General features: G+C 71.3%; 13 protein-coding genes. 9 read left to right on the top strand and 4 right to left on the bottom strand.

All coding sequences use genetic code 11. The features are described from left to right. Positions 1 to 16: 16 nt before the first annotated feature. From sucB to ACFQVD_RS17870, 8 genes are all read left to right on the top strand, one after another. Positions 17 to 1483, top strand: a complete 1467-nt coding sequence (gene sucB, locus ACFQVD_RS17835; RefSeq protein ID WP_364155349.1) for a 2-oxoglutarate dehydrogenase, E2 component, dihydrolipoamide succinyltransferase — start codon at positions 17 to 19, stop codon at positions 1481 to 1483. 290 nt (positions 1484 to 1773) lie between these two features. Then, complete coding sequence (locus tag ACFQVD_RS17840; protein WP_343963868.1) at positions 1774 to 2670, top strand: TIGR01777 family oxidoreductase; 897 nt, start codon at positions 1774 to 1776, stop codon at positions 2668 to 2670. Positions 2671 to 2708: 38 nt separating this feature from the next. Beyond that, positions 2709 to 3446 (top strand): Type 1 glutamine amidotransferase-like domain-containing protein, encoded by a 738-nt coding sequence (locus tag ACFQVD_RS17845; RefSeq protein WP_343963870.1) that lies wholly within the window; start codon positions 2709 to 2711, stop codon positions 3444 to 3446. Between the two features lie 28 nt (positions 3447 to 3474). Then, a complete protein-coding gene (gene lipB / locus ACFQVD_RS17850) occupies positions 3475 to 4152 on the top strand; it encodes a lipoyl(octanoyl) transferase LipB (protein ID WP_343963872.1) in 678 nt (225 codons plus the stop codon). 117 nt (positions 4153 to 4269) lie between these two features. After that, positions 4270 to 5199, top strand: coding sequence for a lipoyl synthase (gene lipA, locus ACFQVD_RS17855; protein WP_343963874.1), 930 nt, complete (start codon positions 4270 to 4272; stop codon positions 5197 to 5199). Between the two features lie 263 nt (positions 5200 to 5462). Continuing rightward, positions 5463 to 7841: a beta-glucosidase gene (locus tag ACFQVD_RS17860; RefSeq protein ID WP_343963876.1), complete on the top strand. Its 2379-nt coding sequence runs from the start codon at positions 5463 to 5465 to the stop codon at positions 7839 to 7841. Between the two features lie 141 nt (positions 7842 to 7982). After that, positions 7983 to 8663 (top strand): DUF4191 domain-containing protein, encoded by a 681-nt coding sequence (locus ACFQVD_RS17865; RefSeq protein ID WP_343963878.1) that lies wholly within the window; start codon positions 7983 to 7985, stop codon positions 8661 to 8663. Beyond that, positions 8663 to 9457, top strand: coding sequence for a class I SAM-dependent methyltransferase (locus ACFQVD_RS17870; protein ID WP_343963880.1), 795 nt, complete (start codon positions 8663 to 8665; stop codon positions 9455 to 9457). The genes ACFQVD_RS17865 and ACFQVD_RS17870 overlap by 1 nt, the downstream gene beginning before the upstream one ends. Before the next feature lie 135 nt (positions 9458 to 9592). Here ACFQVD_RS17870 and ACFQVD_RS17875 read toward each other — a convergent pair whose 3' ends face one another. The 4 genes from ACFQVD_RS17875 to ACFQVD_RS17890 form a co-directional block, all read right to left on the bottom strand. Further along, entirely contained in the window at positions 9593 to 10714 is a 1122-nt protein-coding gene (locus ACFQVD_RS17875) for a serine hydrolase domain-containing protein (protein WP_343963882.1), read from the bottom strand. A gap of 32 nt (positions 10715 to 10746) precedes the next feature. Continuing rightward, positions 10747 to 11097, bottom strand: coding sequence for a hypothetical protein (locus tag ACFQVD_RS17880; RefSeq protein ID WP_343963884.1), 351 nt, complete (start codon positions 11095 to 11097; stop codon positions 10747 to 10749). Next, on the bottom strand, positions 11094 to 12119 hold the full coding sequence (locus ACFQVD_RS17885; RefSeq protein ID WP_343963886.1) for an RNA polymerase subunit sigma-70: 1026 nt from the start codon (positions 12117 to 12119) through the stop codon (positions 11094 to 11096). The genes ACFQVD_RS17880 and ACFQVD_RS17885 overlap by 4 nt, the downstream gene beginning before the upstream one ends. Before the next feature lie 101 nt (positions 12120 to 12220). Next, positions 12221 to 12682 (bottom strand): RDD family protein, encoded by a 462-nt coding sequence (locus ACFQVD_RS17890; RefSeq protein ID WP_343963888.1) that lies wholly within the window; start codon positions 12680 to 12682, stop codon positions 12221 to 12223. A 126-nt stretch (positions 12683 to 12808) separates the two neighbouring features. Here ACFQVD_RS17890 and ACFQVD_RS17895 point away from each other — a divergent pair, with 126 nt between their 5' ends. Then, a complete protein-coding gene (locus ACFQVD_RS17895) occupies positions 12809 to 13828 on the top strand; it encodes a hypothetical protein (RefSeq protein ID WP_343963890.1) in 1020 nt (339 codons plus the stop codon). Positions 13829 to 13919: the final 91 nt, after the last annotated feature.

The raw sequence follows: 13919 nt of genomic DNA on the forward strand, positions 1-13919 counted from the left end.
GCGAGAGAAGACACCAATGCCGAAGTCCGTACAGATGCCCCAGCTCGGTGAGAGCGTCACGGAGGGCACCGTCACCCGTTGGCTGAAGAAGGAGGGCGAGCGCGTCGAGGCCGACGAGCCGCTTCTCGAAGTCTCCACCGACAAGGTCGACACCGAGATCCCGTCTCCGGCCGCGGGCATCCTCACGAAGATCGTGGTGGCCGAGGACGAGACGGTCGAGGTCGGCGCCGAGCTCGCCGTCATCGACGAGAACGGCACCGAGGGCGCCGCCCCGGCACAGGAGGCGGCCCCCGAACCGGAGCCCGAGCCCGAGCCAGCCCCCCAGCAGCAGGCACAGCCGGTCTCCTCGATCCCGCAGCCCGCCCCGCAGGCCCCCGCCCCCGCCCCCGCCCCGGCACCGGCACCGGCACCGGTGCAGGCCCCGGTCCCCCAGGCCGTCCAGAGCTCCCCGGCCGCGCCGCCGTCCCCGATCGCGACGGCACCGGCCGCCGAGCCCGCCGCTCAGCCCTCCGGTGAGAGCCCGTACGTCACCCCGCTGGTGCGCAAGCTCGCCGGCGAGCACGGCGTCGACCTCGACTCGCTGAGCGGTACCGGTGTCGGCGGTCGCATCCGCAAGCAGGACGTGCTGGAAGCGGCCCGCGACCAGCGCGAGCGGGCCGCGGCGGCCCAGGCCCCGGCCCAGGCCCCGCAGGCCGCCGCCCAGGCTCCGGCGGCCGCGCCCGCGCAGGCCCCCGAGCCGGTCGCGGTGGACACCACGCTGCGCGGGCGCACCGAGAAGATGTCGCGGCTGCGCCAGACCATCGCCAAGCGCATGGTCGAGTCGCTGCAGGTCTCGGCCCAGCTCACCACCGTGGTCGAGGTCGACGTCACCAAGATCGCGCAGCTGCGCGACCGCGCGAAGGCCGAGTTCCAGCGGCGTGAGGGCGTCAAGCTCTCGTTCATGCCGTTCTTCGCCCTCGCCACGATCGAGGCGCTCAAGCAGCACCCGAAGCTGAACGCCACGATCAACAGCGAGACCAACGAGGTCACCTACTTCGACGCCGAGCACCTGGCCTTCGCGACGGACACCGAGCGCGGCCTGATCGTCCCGGTGATCAAGGACGCGGGCGACCTCAACATCGCCGGGCTGGCCCGTAAGATCGCCGATCTGGCCGAGCGCACCCGCACCAACAAGGTGAGCCCGGACGAGCTCGGCGGCGGCACGTTCACGCTGACCAACACCGGCAGCCGGGGCGCGCTGTTCGACACGCCGATACTCAACCAGCCGCAGGTCGGCATGCTGGGCACCGGCGCGGTCGTCAAGCGACCGGTCGTCCTGGACACCGCCGAGGGCGAGGTCATCGCCGTCCGCTCGATGGTCTACCTCGCGCTCAGCTACGACCACCGCCTGGTCGACGGCGCCGACGCCGCCCGCTTCCTGACGACGATCAAGCGTCGCCTGGAGGAGGGCCGCTTCGAGAACCAGCTGGGCCTCAACGCCTAGGCTCCGCCAGGCGGATCTCGCCGTGCCAAGGATCGGTCAGGCGGTGCCTCACCAGGCGTCGGGAACTCGGCGAGGCGCCGCCTGACCGCAGTGGAAGGATCCAGACGCACCGGGCCGGCCCGCGACTTCGCGGGCCGGCCCGGTGCGTTCTCTCCCGCGTGTCGCGCCTCGCCTTTTCGGTACGCCAAAGGCGCCGCCGGTACGGGATCGGGGCTCTCTCGGAAACGGCGCGAATCCGATCGGCCTTCGGTTTCCGAAGACCTCGAAGGAGGTCGATTACATTGGGCGATATGACGATCATCATGACCGGCTCCTCGGGCCTGCTGGGATCGGCTCTGGTCAAGGCCCTGCGGGCCGACGACACCCGGGTGGTCAGGTTGGTACGGCGGGCGCCGCAGGGCGCCGACGAGACGTTCTGGAACCCGGGCAAAGGGCTCATCGACCCGGCGGCCCTGCAGGGCGCGCGGGCCGTGGTTCATCTCGCCGGAGCGGGAATCGGCGACCGCCGCTGGAACGACGACGTCAAACGCGAACTGGTCCGCAGCCGGGTCGAGGGAACCAGGACGCTGGTGAGAGCGCTGACGGAGCTGCCGGACAGGCCTCCGACGCTGCTGTCGGCGTCCGCGATCGGCTACTACGGAGACACCGGGGACCGCGAGGTGGACGAGACGGCCCCGCCGGGCGAGGGATTCCTCGCCCGGGAGGTGGTGGCGCCCTGGGAGGCCGAGACGGCACCCGCCGAGGAGGCGGGCGTCCGGGTGGCCCGACTCCGTACCGGCCTGGTGCTGAGCCGCGCGGGCGGCATTCTGGCCAAGATCCTGCCGATCTTCAAACTCGGGCTGGGAGCGCCTCTGGGCTCGGGAGAGCAGTACTGGTCATGGATCTCCATCGACGACTGGGTTCTCGCCGTACAACACATACTGAAAAATCCTGAAATCTCGGGGCCGGTGAATCTGACGGCGCCCGAGCCGGTCACCAACGCGGAGTTCACCAAGGCGCTCGGAGCGGCCCTGCACCGGCCCACCATGCCGCTCGCCGTACCCGGGTTCGCGCTGCGCACGGCCATCGGGGGGTTCGCGGAGGAGGGGGTGCTGACCGGGCAGCGGGTGCTGCCCCGGCGCCTCCTGGAGTCTGGTTACACGTTCCGGCATACGCGCCTCAACGAGGCGCTGGCCGCCGTACTCTAGGGTCCCTGTTTCCGCCAAAGCCGTCGAAGAGGTCACGTATGCGCAGTTCCGGGCAGTCTCACATCCTCGCCATCGGGGGCGGCTCGTTCCGCCCGTCCGAGCGCCACGGGTTCATCGAGGCGAGCGCGCTGCTGCGGTACGCCCTCGATCTGACCGGCCAGGACCGGCCGAAGCTGGGCCTGCTCGCCACCGCCACCGGCGACGACGCCGACTGGCTGCTGAAGATGTACGGCGCCTTCCGCGAGTGGGACGTCGAGGTCAGCCACCTGACGGTGTTCCCGATGCCCAACGTCGAGGATCCGCGCGAGTGGGTGCTCGGCCAGGACGTCATCTACGTCAGCGGCGGCAGCGTGGCCAACCTGGCGGCCCTGTGGCGGCTGCACGGCCTGGACGAGATCTTCGAGGAGGCGTGGCGGGCCGGCGTGGTGCTGAGCGGCCAGAGCGCCGGGGCGCTCTGCTGGCACGTGGGCGGCAACACCGACTCCTTCGGCCCGACGCTGCGGGTGTGGTCCGAGGGCCTGGGTCTGCTGCCCCACTCGTGCGGCGTCCACTACGACTCCGACCCGCAGCGCCGCGCGCTGCTGCACGAGGCGGTGGCCTCGGGCGAACTGCCCGGGGGCTACGCGGCGGACGAGGGGGTGGCGCTGCACTACGTGGGCACCGAGTTCATCCAGGCCGTCAGCGTGCACCCGGGCGCCTACGCCTACAAGGTCGAGCACGACGGGGCGGGTGGGGCCAAGGAGTTCCGCATCGAGCCTCGGCTTCTCACGTCGTGACCACGAACGGGTCAACTACTCTTGAGACGTGAGTGACCTGGCAATCGTCCGTCTTGGCGTTGACTTCCCCTACGAGCAGGCCTGGGATCTTCAGCGGCGCATCCACGCACGCCGCGTGGCCGAGGAGATTCCCGACACCTGCCTGATGCTTGAGCACGCGCCGGTCTACACGGCGGGAAAACGAACCGCGCCGCACGAGAGGCCCTCCGACGGCACTCCCGTCGTCGAGGTCGACCGGGGCGGCCGGATCACCTGGCACGGCCCCGGCCAGCTGGTCGGCTACCCGATCATCAGGCTCGGCGGCCCGCTCGACGTGAACGCCTACGTGCGACTCCTGGAGGAGACCCTGGTGGCCGTCTGCGCCGACTTCGGGGTGCAGGCGGGCCGAGTCCAGGGGCGCGGCGGCGTCTGGGTGGCCGGAGACCCCTCGCACGGCCTGCCGGACAGGAAGGTCGGAGCCATCGGCATCCGGGTCTCCGGCGGCGTCACGATGCACGGGTTCGCGCTCAACTGCTCCAACGACCCGAGCTGGTACAACCGGATCGTCCCGTGCGGCATCAGCGACGCCGGGGTCTCCTCGCTGTCCGCCGAGACCGGCCGGCGGATCGTGGTCGACGAGGTCCTGCCGTACGCCGAGAAGCACCTGGCGGAGGCGCTCGGCGCGCGGGCCTTCGAGCTGCCCGAGGAAGACCTGTTCCGGCGCTGACCCCCGGAGCCTCGCGGCTCGCGGTGGGACATAAGCTGGACAGGTGAGCGAGCGTGACCACATTTACCCCACCTCGACGTGCAACACCTCGGTCCCTCGACCGACGAAGGAGCTCGCATGACCGTCGCACCCGAAGGGCGGAAGCTCCTCCGCCTGGAGGTCCGCAACGCCGAGACCCCCATCGAGAAGAAGCCCGAATGGATCAAGACCAGGTTCAGGACGGGCCCGAACCACACCGAGCTGCGGGCGCTGGTCAAGCGCGAGGGGCTGCACACGGTCTGCCAGGAGGCCGGATGCCCCAACATCTCCGAGTGCTGGGAGGACCGCGAGGCCACCTTCCTCATCGGCGGCGACCAGTGCACCCGGCGGTGTGACTTCTGCCAGATCGACACCGGCAAGCCCAAGGCGTACGACACCGACGAGCCGCGCCGCGTGGCCGACTCGGTGCGGCAGATGGGCCTCAACTACGCGACCGTGACCGGTGTCGCCCGCGACGACCTGCCCGACGGCGGCGCGTGGCTGTACGCGGAGACCGCGCGGCAGATCCACGCGCTGCTGCCCGGCTGCGGCGTCGAGCTGCTGGTGCCCGACTTCAACGGTGACCAGGCCCAGCTGGAGGAGGTCTTCTCCGCCAGGCCCGAGGTGTTCGCGCACAACGTCGAGACCGTGCCGCGGATCTTCAAGCGCATCCGGCCCGCCTTCCGCTACGAGCGCTCCCTTGAAGTGATCACCAAGGCCCGCCAGGCCGGCCTGGTGACCAAGTCCAACCTGATCCTCGGCATGGGTGAGGAGCGCGAGGAGGTCGTCCAGGCCATGCGCGACCTGCACGAGGCCGGGTGCGACCTGCTCACCGTGACCCAGTACCTGCGGCCCACCCCGCGCCACCACCCCGTCGACCGCTGGGTGAAGCCGGAGGAGTTCGTGGAGCTGGGCAGGGAGGCGGAGGCCATCGGTTTCGCCGGAGTCCTTTCCGGGCCGCTGGTTCGCTCCTCCTACCGGGCGGGCCGCCTGTACAAGCAGGCGGTCGAGGCCCGCCAGCACGCCTGAGCCCGGCCCGCGCGCTCTGGCGAACCGGAAGGGTCCCGCTCCTGGCCAGGAGCGGGACCCTTCCGGTTTCCGTTCGGGTTCCTCCCCGGGAACGGTTGCGACCGGCTCAAGGCGGGCTCCGGTCGGCACCCGGGGTTCTTCGTCCGTCTCCCTCTCTGGTGTCGGCGATCGCCCGGCTGCTCCAGGGGCAGGGTCTCCCACGTTGTGCGACGAGGTTGCCGCCAGACCTACCAAGCGGTCGGTTCCAAGGTGAGACTGTCGGCATGGACATCGAAGAGCTGATCGGAAAGCTTGACCTGGGCACCAAGGTGCGTCTGCTGACCGGAGCCGACATGTGGTCCCTGCCCGCGCTGCCACAGATCGGGCTCGCCCGGCTGGTGATGAGCGACGGCCCGATCGGTGTCCGGGGCGAGGAATGGTCGTCGGACGATCCGTCGATCGCGCTGCCCAGCCCCACGGCGCTCGCCGCGACCTGGGACGTGGAGCTGGTCCGCGAGGCGGGGCGGCTGCTCGCGGCGGAGGCCCGGCGCAAGGGCGTGCACGTGCTGCTCGCCCCGACGCTCAACCTGCACCGCAGCCCGCTCGGGGGCAGGCACTTCGAGTGCTTCTCCGAGGATCCGTACCTGACCGGCGAGATCGGCGCCGCCTACGTCGAGGGCGTCCAATCCTGCGGCGTGGCCACCACGCCCAAGCACTTCGTGGCCAATGACTCGGAGACCGACCGGTTCACAGTGAACGTCAAGGTCGGTGAGAAGGCTCTGCGGGAGGTCTACCTGGCCCCGTTCGAGCGGGTCGTACGGGCCGGCGCCTGGGGCGTGATGGCCGCCTACAACTCGGTCGACGGGACCACGATGACCGAGCACCGGGCACTCCAGCGCGACCTGCTGAAGGGCGAGTGGGGCTTCGACGGCTTCGTCGTCTCCGACTGGATGGCCGCCAGGTCCACCGAGGCGACCGCCGAGGGCGGCCTCGACGTCGCCATGCCGGGCCCGTCAGGCCCATGGGGCGCGAAGCTGGAGGCGGCGGTCCGCGAGGGCCGCGTCGCCGAGGAGGTCGTCGACGACCAGGTCCGCCGCGTCCTGCGCCTGGCCCTGCGGGTCGGCGCCCTGCGGCTCACCCCCGATGACGCGACCGCAGACGGGTGTGCCGCGATCGACGGGACCGCCCTCGCCCGTGAGGTGGCCGCGCGGTCGTTCACGCTGCTGCGCAACGAGGGCGGCCTGCTGCCGCTCGCGGGCGTGCGGAGCGTGGCACTGATCGGGTCGGCGGCCGCGGAGGCCCGGATCATGGGGGGCGGCAGCGCCCAGGTGTTCCCCGACCGGATCGTCTCACCGCTGGAGGGGCTCCGTGCGCGCGGGGACGTAGAGGTGCGCCACGCGCTCGGCACCGACCCCCGGATACGGCTGGCGCCGCTCGCCGTCCCCTGTCGGGCCCTCTTCCTGGACGCGGAGGGCGGGGTCCTGGCCGAGCACCGGCTGGCAGGCGCCGAGGCCCGCTGGATCGGCCGGCTGCCCTCGGACGTCGACACCGGCCGTCTGGCGGCCGTCGAGATCCGCGCCGCCTGCCTGCCCGACGTGAGCGGCCCGCATGAGTTCTCCGTGGTGGGCGTCGGCGCGTTCACCGTCGAGGTCGACGGGAAGACGGTCCTCGACGAGACCATCTCGCTGACCGGCGGTGACCCGGCCGCCGCGTTCCTGGCGCCTCCGGAGCGCCGGTTCACCGTCACGCTCACCTCCGGTGTTCCCGTCGAGCTGGTCGTACGGCATCCCCGGGCGAAGTTCACCGGCATGGCGTTCGTGGCGTTCGCCCTGTGCCACGCCGCCCCCTCCCCCGGCGACGACGCGCTGATCGCCGAAGCGGTGCGGGCCGCCTCGGGGGCGGACGTGGCGATCGTGGTCGCCTCGACCACCCCCGAGGTGGAGAGCGAGGGCTTCGACCGCACCGGCCTGGCCCTGCCCGGACGCCAGGACGAGCTGATCGCCAGGGTCGTCGAGGCGAACCCTCGCACGATCGTCGTGGTCAACGCCGGTTCTCCGGTGGAGATGCCCTGGCTGGAGCGGGTCCCCGCGGTGCTGCTGACCTGGTTTCCCGGGCAGGAGGCGGGCAACGCGCTGGCCGACGTGCTGTTCGGCGACGCGGAGCCCTCGGGGCGGTTGCCCACCACCTGGCCGGTCCGCGAGCCCGACGCGCCGGTTCTGCAGGTGACGCCCACCGGGGGCGAACTCGCCTACGAGGAGGGCGTCTTCGTCGGATACCGCGCCTGGGAGCGCGCCGGCCGTGTACCGGCGTTCTGGTTCGGCCACGGCCTGGGCTACACCGCATGGTCCTACGACTCCGTCGCCGTCACCGGGAAGACCGTGACCGTCGCGGTGACCAACACCGGCGAACGCCCCGGCCGCGAGATCGTCCAGTTCTACCTCGCCCCCCAGGACCGGGACCCGGGACGGCCCGCCCGTGCCCTCGCCGGATTCTCCGTCGTCGACGCGGCCCCCGGTGAGACGGTGGTCACCACGGTCCACCTGCCCGAACGCGCCTTCCAGGTGTGGACGGATCGGGGCTGGTCGACGGTGCCGGGGGACTACACGGTCGAGGTGGGCCGCAGCGTCGCCGACCGCCGCCTGAGCGGGACCGTGACCGGATAATCCAGGTAAAAGCCGGTCGGGGCGTTCCTGCTGGCGCCACCGGCCTTTCCGGTGCTCCGCGGCCTTCGGCCCCGGCGCCGGAGCCGGCCCCGGGCAGGTCACGTTTTCACTTCTTGAGCCATGGATTTGTATCCTTCAGACATGGCCAAGAAGCCCGAAGACTCAGAGCGCCCGGGGCGCATCAAGCAACTCCGCATGATCGCGAAGATCATCAAGGAGGCCAACCCCAAGGGGATGCCGATCGTCTACGCCTCGGCGCTGGGCACGCTCGCGCTGTTCGTGGTGATCGGCCTGGTCACGGGCTGGTTCTGGTACCTGCTCTTCATCGGGATCCTGCTGGCCCTGACCGTCGGGCTGGTGGTGTTCGGCCAGCTCGCCCAGAAGGCGCAGTACTCCATGCTGCACGGGCAGGTCGGCGCCGCCGCCGCGATCCTGCAGGGCATGCGCGGCAACTGGGAGGTCACCCCGGCCGTCGCGGTCACCCGCGACCAGGACATCGTGCACCGCGTGGTCGGCTACCCGGGCATCATCCTGGTCTCGGAGGGGCCGGGCAGCCGGGTGCAGAGGATACTGGTCGCCGAGAAGAAGCGCGTCCAGCGAGTCGCGCTGGACGTGCCCGTCTACGACATCCAGTCCGGTGACGGCGAGGGGCAGATCCCGCTGGCCAAGCTGCAGCGGCACCTGATGAAGCTGCCCCGCAACCTCAAGAAGCCCGCCCTGTACGAGATCAACAACCGGCTGAAGGCCCTGCCGCAGACGCTGCCGATGCCCAAGGGCCCGCTGCCGCGCGGCGCGAAGATGCCCCGCCCGAAGATGCGCTGATGGGCTCCGCGGGGGTGGGCCGCCATCAGGTGGACGCCGCGGCCACCTCCCGGGCCAACCGCGGCTGGTGGGACGGTGCCGCCGACGACTACCAGGCCGAGCACGGGGAGTTCCTGCGCGACTCCGGGTTCGTCTGGTGTCCCGAGGGGTTGGACGAGGCCGACGCCCGCCTGCTGGGCGATGTCGCGGGCAAGAACGTGCTGGAGATCGGCTGCGGTGCCGGGCAGTGCGGGCGCTGGCTGGCCGGCCAGGGCGCCAGGGTGGCCGCCTTCGACCTGTCCTTCCGCCAGCTTCAGCATTCGCGCCGGATCGACCTGGACGCGGGCGCCGCGCTCCCCGTGGTCCAGGCCGACGCCGAGGTCCTGCCCTTCGCCGACGGGGCGTTCGACCTGGCCTGCTCGGCCTACGGCGCGCTGCCGTTCGTGGCCGACGCCGGAGCCGTCCTCGCCGAGGTCCACCGGGTGCTGCGCCCCGGGGGCCGCCTGGTCTTCTCGGTGAGCCACCCCATCCGCTGGGCCTTCCCCGACGACCCCGGCCCCGCCGGGCTGACCTCCGACCGCTCCTACTTCGACCGCTCGGCGTACGTGGAGATCGGCGAGGACGGGCGTCCGTCCTATGTCGAGCACCACCGCACGATGGCCGACTGGATCGGGCTCATCACCGCCTCCGGACTGGTGCTGCGGCAGCTGACCGAGCCTGAGTGGCCGCCGGGCCACGACCGCGAGTGGGGCGGCTGGAGCCCGCTGCGCGGCCACCACCTGCCCGGCACCGCGATCTTCACCTGCGTCCGGTAGACGCGCACCCGCCCGCCATGCGACACGGACGGCGTCCCGGCCGCCTTTCCCGCCCGCCGGAGATCGTCACAGGCCGGTTGCCAGGTGAGATCCGATGTCGCGGGCGGTCGTCCGGGACCGGCCGGGAGCGCGGGCCTAGCGGCCGGCGTTCATGACGATCCGGCCGATCTCGTCGAAGGTGCCGAAGTCTCCGCCGGAGACCAGGTTCTTGGTCATGGCGATCGCGATCCCGCCGGCCGTGTCGGCGTAGGCGGCCGAGCCACCGCTGCCCGCCATCCCGAACAGGGTAGGGGCGTCGAGCAGTTCGGTGGCACCGACGGCGTACCCGAGGGATCTGGTGACCGGAGTGCCGGTGACCTCGTCCACGCCGGTGACCGCCACCTCGGTGATCTCTCGCAGCCGTTCCGGTGAGACGAGCCTGACGCCGTCCACCTCGCCCAGCAGTGCGGCGTACATGCGGGCCACGGCACGGGCGGACATGGTGCCGCCCGCCGGGATGTCGGAGGTCAGCACGTCGACACGGTTGCCGAAACCGGCATCCGGCATCGCCGCCATCGGCGCCGCCGTGTAGCCGTCCACCACCCTGAAGAACGGTATGTCGGCGAACATCTCCGCGGACATCTCGAAGTCGTTCGGCGCGTCCTCCAGCCGGGCCAGCCTGCCCAGTTCGGATTCCGGAACGCCGAAGAACAGCTCACCGGCCACCCCGAGCGGTCCGGCGACCTCCTCCCGCAGGACCTGCGAGATCGGCCTGCCGGTGCTCCGGCGGACGATCTCCCCGATGAGGTAACCGAACGACTGGGGGTGGTAGCCGGTCCTGGTACCCGGCTCCCACCAGGGCTTGGCATCGGCGATCACCGCGCACATCCCGTCCCAGTCGCACAGGTCCTCGGGCGTGGTCCCGGCGGGCACGCCGGGCACGCCCGTCGAGTGGGTCAGGGCATGCCGCACCGTCGCGCGTTCCTTGCCATGGGCGCCGAACTCAGGCCATAGCTCGACGATCGGCGTGTCGTAGCCGAGAACGCCCCGCTCCACGAGCACGTGCAGCACGGTCGAGGTGACGCCCTTGCCGGTCGAGGCGCTGTAGAACGGTGTGTCCGGCGTGACGGGACGCCCGGTGGCCGGGTCGGCGACACCCGCGACGACGTCGACCACCGGTTCGCCGTGCCGGTACACGGCGACCTGCAGGCCCCGCTCGGTCCCGGACTCCACGAGCCTGTCGGCCGCCTCCTGGACCCGCTTCTGTATATCGTTCATGATCATCCCTTCCGTGCTGCGGTGTGTGACCGTTACGACGGCCGGGGACCGCGAAAGGAATCGCTCCGTGGGGGTCGGTTTCCGGAAGCCCGGGCTCGGTGGGACCCGGACCTGCGTGAGATCGCGAGCAGGACGGCGGGTTCCCGTCCCGGATTGTGCACGGCTCGCACCGGCAGCCCGTCCAGCCACAGCACGTCGCCGCGGCGGAAGGCCAGGCGATCGCCGTCGGAGCGGACGAGCTCGATCCGTCCGCGCTCAAGCAGGACGATCGCGTCCCGCCATCCGGCTCCGGCCCCATCCAGCGAGCCGCCGGGCTCGACGACGACCCTCCGTACCCGGAACGACGGTCCGAACCGTCCGGGGTCCTCGCCGCTGTCCGTCACAGCGCCGCGGGGAGGCCGAACGCCGGGAAGATCTCGGCACCGAAGGTGGTGATCTGGGTCACCAGCCCGTCCTCGACCCGCAGGACGCCGAGCCACGAGCCCTGGTACTCGGACTCGCCGGGGCGCCTGAGGTAGGCCGCCGCCGCGGGTTGCCGGTTGGCGCGGGTCGGCAGGACGCGCCAGTCACCCCACGCCTCGGGGCCGATCATGGCCGGGCGCCACGCCTCGACGATCGCCTTCCCGCCCAGGATCCAGATCGGGGCCGGTGGCATCGCCTGCCAGGCGTCCGCGCGCAGCACCCCGGCCAGGATCTCGGGATCCGCCTGCTCGACGGCGTCCATGTAGCGTCGCAGCGCCGCGCGTTCCCCCTCGGTCGGGTCCGAGGAGGGCGCCCACTCCAGGCGCTGTGCGGGCAGGTGTTCCCGCATCGTCGACCGGGCCCGCTGCAGGGCGCTCTTCACCGTCGCGACGCTCACCTCCAGCAGCGCGGCGGCCTCCTGTGCCGACCAGCCGAGCACGTCGCGCAGGATCAGCACCACCCGCTGCCGGACAGGCAGGTGCTGGATGGCGGCCAGGAAGGCCAGCTCGATCGTCTCCTTGGCGACCACCTCGGCGTCCGGCTCGGCGCCGGCGGGCGCGGGCGGCTCCAGGAGCCGGTCCGGGTAGGGACGCAGCCAGAAGACCTCGGTCGGCGACGGTGCGGACACGCCTGGAGTGGCCAGCACCGGCGCCTCACGCGGGCGCGGGCGGCGCGGATGACGGTCCAGGAAGTCCAGGCAGGCGTTGGTCGCGATCCGGTACAGCCAGGCCCTGAAGGTCGAGCGCCCCTGGAAGCTCTCCCGCTTGCGCCAGGCGCGCAGGAACGTCTCCTGCACCAGGTCCTCCGACTCCTCGAAGGAGCCGAGCATCCGGTAGCAGTGCACCCGCAGTTCCCGCCGGTACCTCTCGACGAGCGTGCCGAACGCCGGTTCGTCACCCGCCAGCGCGGCGGCCAGGACCGCGCTCTCCTCTTCCTTGATCACAACGACATCTCTCCCATACCGCGGCCCGCCCGGCGCGGGCGCCCGCCGTTGTGACGGTCGCCGGAGGGAAAAGGAATCGGCTGCGGGCGTGGGGACGCGCCTCAGAGGCGTACTACCACGGTGTTCGCCGCGCGGTCGTGCAGGCCCCGCTGGTCGCGGTCCCAGATGAGGGCGGGCAGGGCCAGGCACAGCAGGACGGTCCGTACCAGCACGGAGACGAACCCGGGGCGGCCACCGTCGAGCGCGGCGATCCTGATGCCGAACAGGCGCATCCCGAAGGTCATCCCCATGGTGCCCGCCAGCAGGAGGTATTCGGCGGCCAGAACCAGGATCGGGACCCAGGCCGAATGGGCGGGGTCGATCCGCAGGAGCCCCTGGGTGATGGCCCAGGTGCAGATCAGCCAGTCGACCACGATGGCGCCGAGCCTGCGGCCGAACCCGGCCACCGAGCCGCTGCCCTCTGCGGGCAGCCCGAGCCGCTCCCCCGGATAACCAAGGTCGACTCCGGCCGATCTGACGCCACCGAGCCAGGTCTGGGTCCAACGCGGCTGCTTGCTGCTCATGCCCCAACGGTAGCCGCCCCCGGTGCCGCTCCCGCATCCGCCCGATCCCTCGGCTACCTGGATCGGGCCAGAGCAATGGATCATTTGCACTGACATCTCGGCAAGCACATTCCCCCCGGAGACCTCGTGCCCGACAACGGTGACATCGACCAGCGCTTCGAGGCGCTCACCGCTCAGATCGGCAGTCGCGAACGCAAGCGGATGATGAAGATCGCCGAGCAGGAATGGGCACGGCAGCCCCGCCTCCGGCGTCGCCGCAGGCGGCGGTGGACCGCGGTCGCGGTGGCCGTCCTGGTGGCGGCGGCCGGAGGGTTCGTCGTCTACCGGCCCGAAACCGCCGAGCAGGTCCGCGCCGCTGTCCTCGCGGACTTCGGCATCGATCCGTCCGCCGATCCGACGGCCGGGCGGAGCGCCGAACCGGCCCCGGTGGAGCCGGCACAGGTCTCCCCCTTCGACGGCTCACCGGCCCAGAAGTACGCCAATGGCGTAAAGGGGCTGGTCATGCCGGAGCCCAGAGCGATCGGCGGGCTGAGCCGCAAGGAGGTGGCCGCGGCCATCCGGCACGCGAAAGAGCTTCTGGCGGCCTCGCACCTGGACCGGAAGGTGCTGCTGGGCGGCAGACCGAACAAGCTGATCCGGCTGCTGGACCCCGAGCAGCGCGCACCGTTCGTCAAGGGACTCAAGCACCCCGGCAGGAAGAACGCGTACGAGAGCCGGGCCTGGGTGGCCAGCCTGGCCCCGAAGAGCGCCGAACTCGCCAGCGAGACCTTCAAGGTCCACGGCAAGACCCGGCTGTCCGTCTTCAAGGAGAACGGCCTCAGGGGCGTCCAGGTCAAGGTCAACTATCTGTTCGTGTACGCGATCCAGCGACCAGGCCGACCGGACACCCTGACCAGGCTCGTCGTACACAACATCGGTGAACTGGACGTGTGGCGCCAGGACGGCCGGCTGCGCTTCTGGGTCAAGAACTGGAACGGTGGTGGGGCCGCCCCGGCCCGGTGCGACGTCGACGACGCCTACGTACACCCGTTCTATCCGGACTCGCCTGCTGACCGGAAGCTGAAGACCGACGGCCCTCCCGTGGACCCCTACTCGCTTGAGGACGAGCCCTCGGACGAGTGCAGGGTGCTGAAGTCGAACACGTGAAAATCCGGCAAAACCGGGCAAAGGAAGGCTCGGTATACCCGTCCAGACGGGGTCCGAGAACTAGCGTGAAGGCGACTTTCGCTTAACACGA

It is taken from the genome of Streptosporangium amethystogenes subsp. fukuiense, from assembly GCF_042665875.1.
Lineage (GTDB): Bacteria > Actinomycetota > Actinomycetes > Streptosporangiales > Streptosporangiaceae > Streptosporangium > Streptosporangium fukuiense.

What these genes read in the sequence shown, in the direction of transcription:
- lipA (WP_343963874.1), top strand. Translation starts at nt 4,270, where the DNA reads ATGACCGTCGCACCCGAAGGGCGGAAGCTCCTCCGCCTGGAGGTCCGC.
- ACFQVD_RS17845 (WP_343963870.1), top strand. Translation starts at nt 2,709, where the DNA reads ATGCGCAGTTCCGGGCAGTCTCACATCCTCGCCATCGGGGGCGGCTCG.
- ACFQVD_RS17890 (WP_343963888.1), bottom strand. Translation starts at nt 12,682, where the DNA reads ATGAGCAGCAAGCAGCCGCGTTGGACCCAGACCTGGCTCGGTGGCGTC.
- ACFQVD_RS17875 (WP_343963882.1), bottom strand. Translation starts at nt 10,714, where the DNA reads ATGAACGATATACAGAAGCGGGTCCAGGAGGCGGCCGACAGGCTCGTG.
- ACFQVD_RS17870 (WP_343963880.1), top strand. Translation starts at nt 8,663, where the DNA reads ATGGGCTCCGCGGGGGTGGGCCGCCATCAGGTGGACGCCGCGGCCACC.
- ACFQVD_RS17840 (WP_343963868.1), top strand. Translation starts at nt 1,774, where the DNA reads ATGACGATCATCATGACCGGCTCCTCGGGCCTGCTGGGATCGGCTCTG.
- sucB (WP_364155349.1), top strand. Translation starts at nt 17, where the DNA reads ATGCCGAAGTCCGTACAGATGCCCCAGCTCGGTGAGAGCGTCACGGAG.
- ACFQVD_RS17865 (WP_343963878.1), top strand. Translation starts at nt 7,983, where the DNA reads ATGGCCAAGAAGCCCGAAGACTCAGAGCGCCCGGGGCGCATCAAGCAA.
- ACFQVD_RS17860 (WP_343963876.1), top strand. Translation starts at nt 5,463, where the DNA reads ATGGACATCGAAGAGCTGATCGGAAAGCTTGACCTGGGCACCAAGGTG.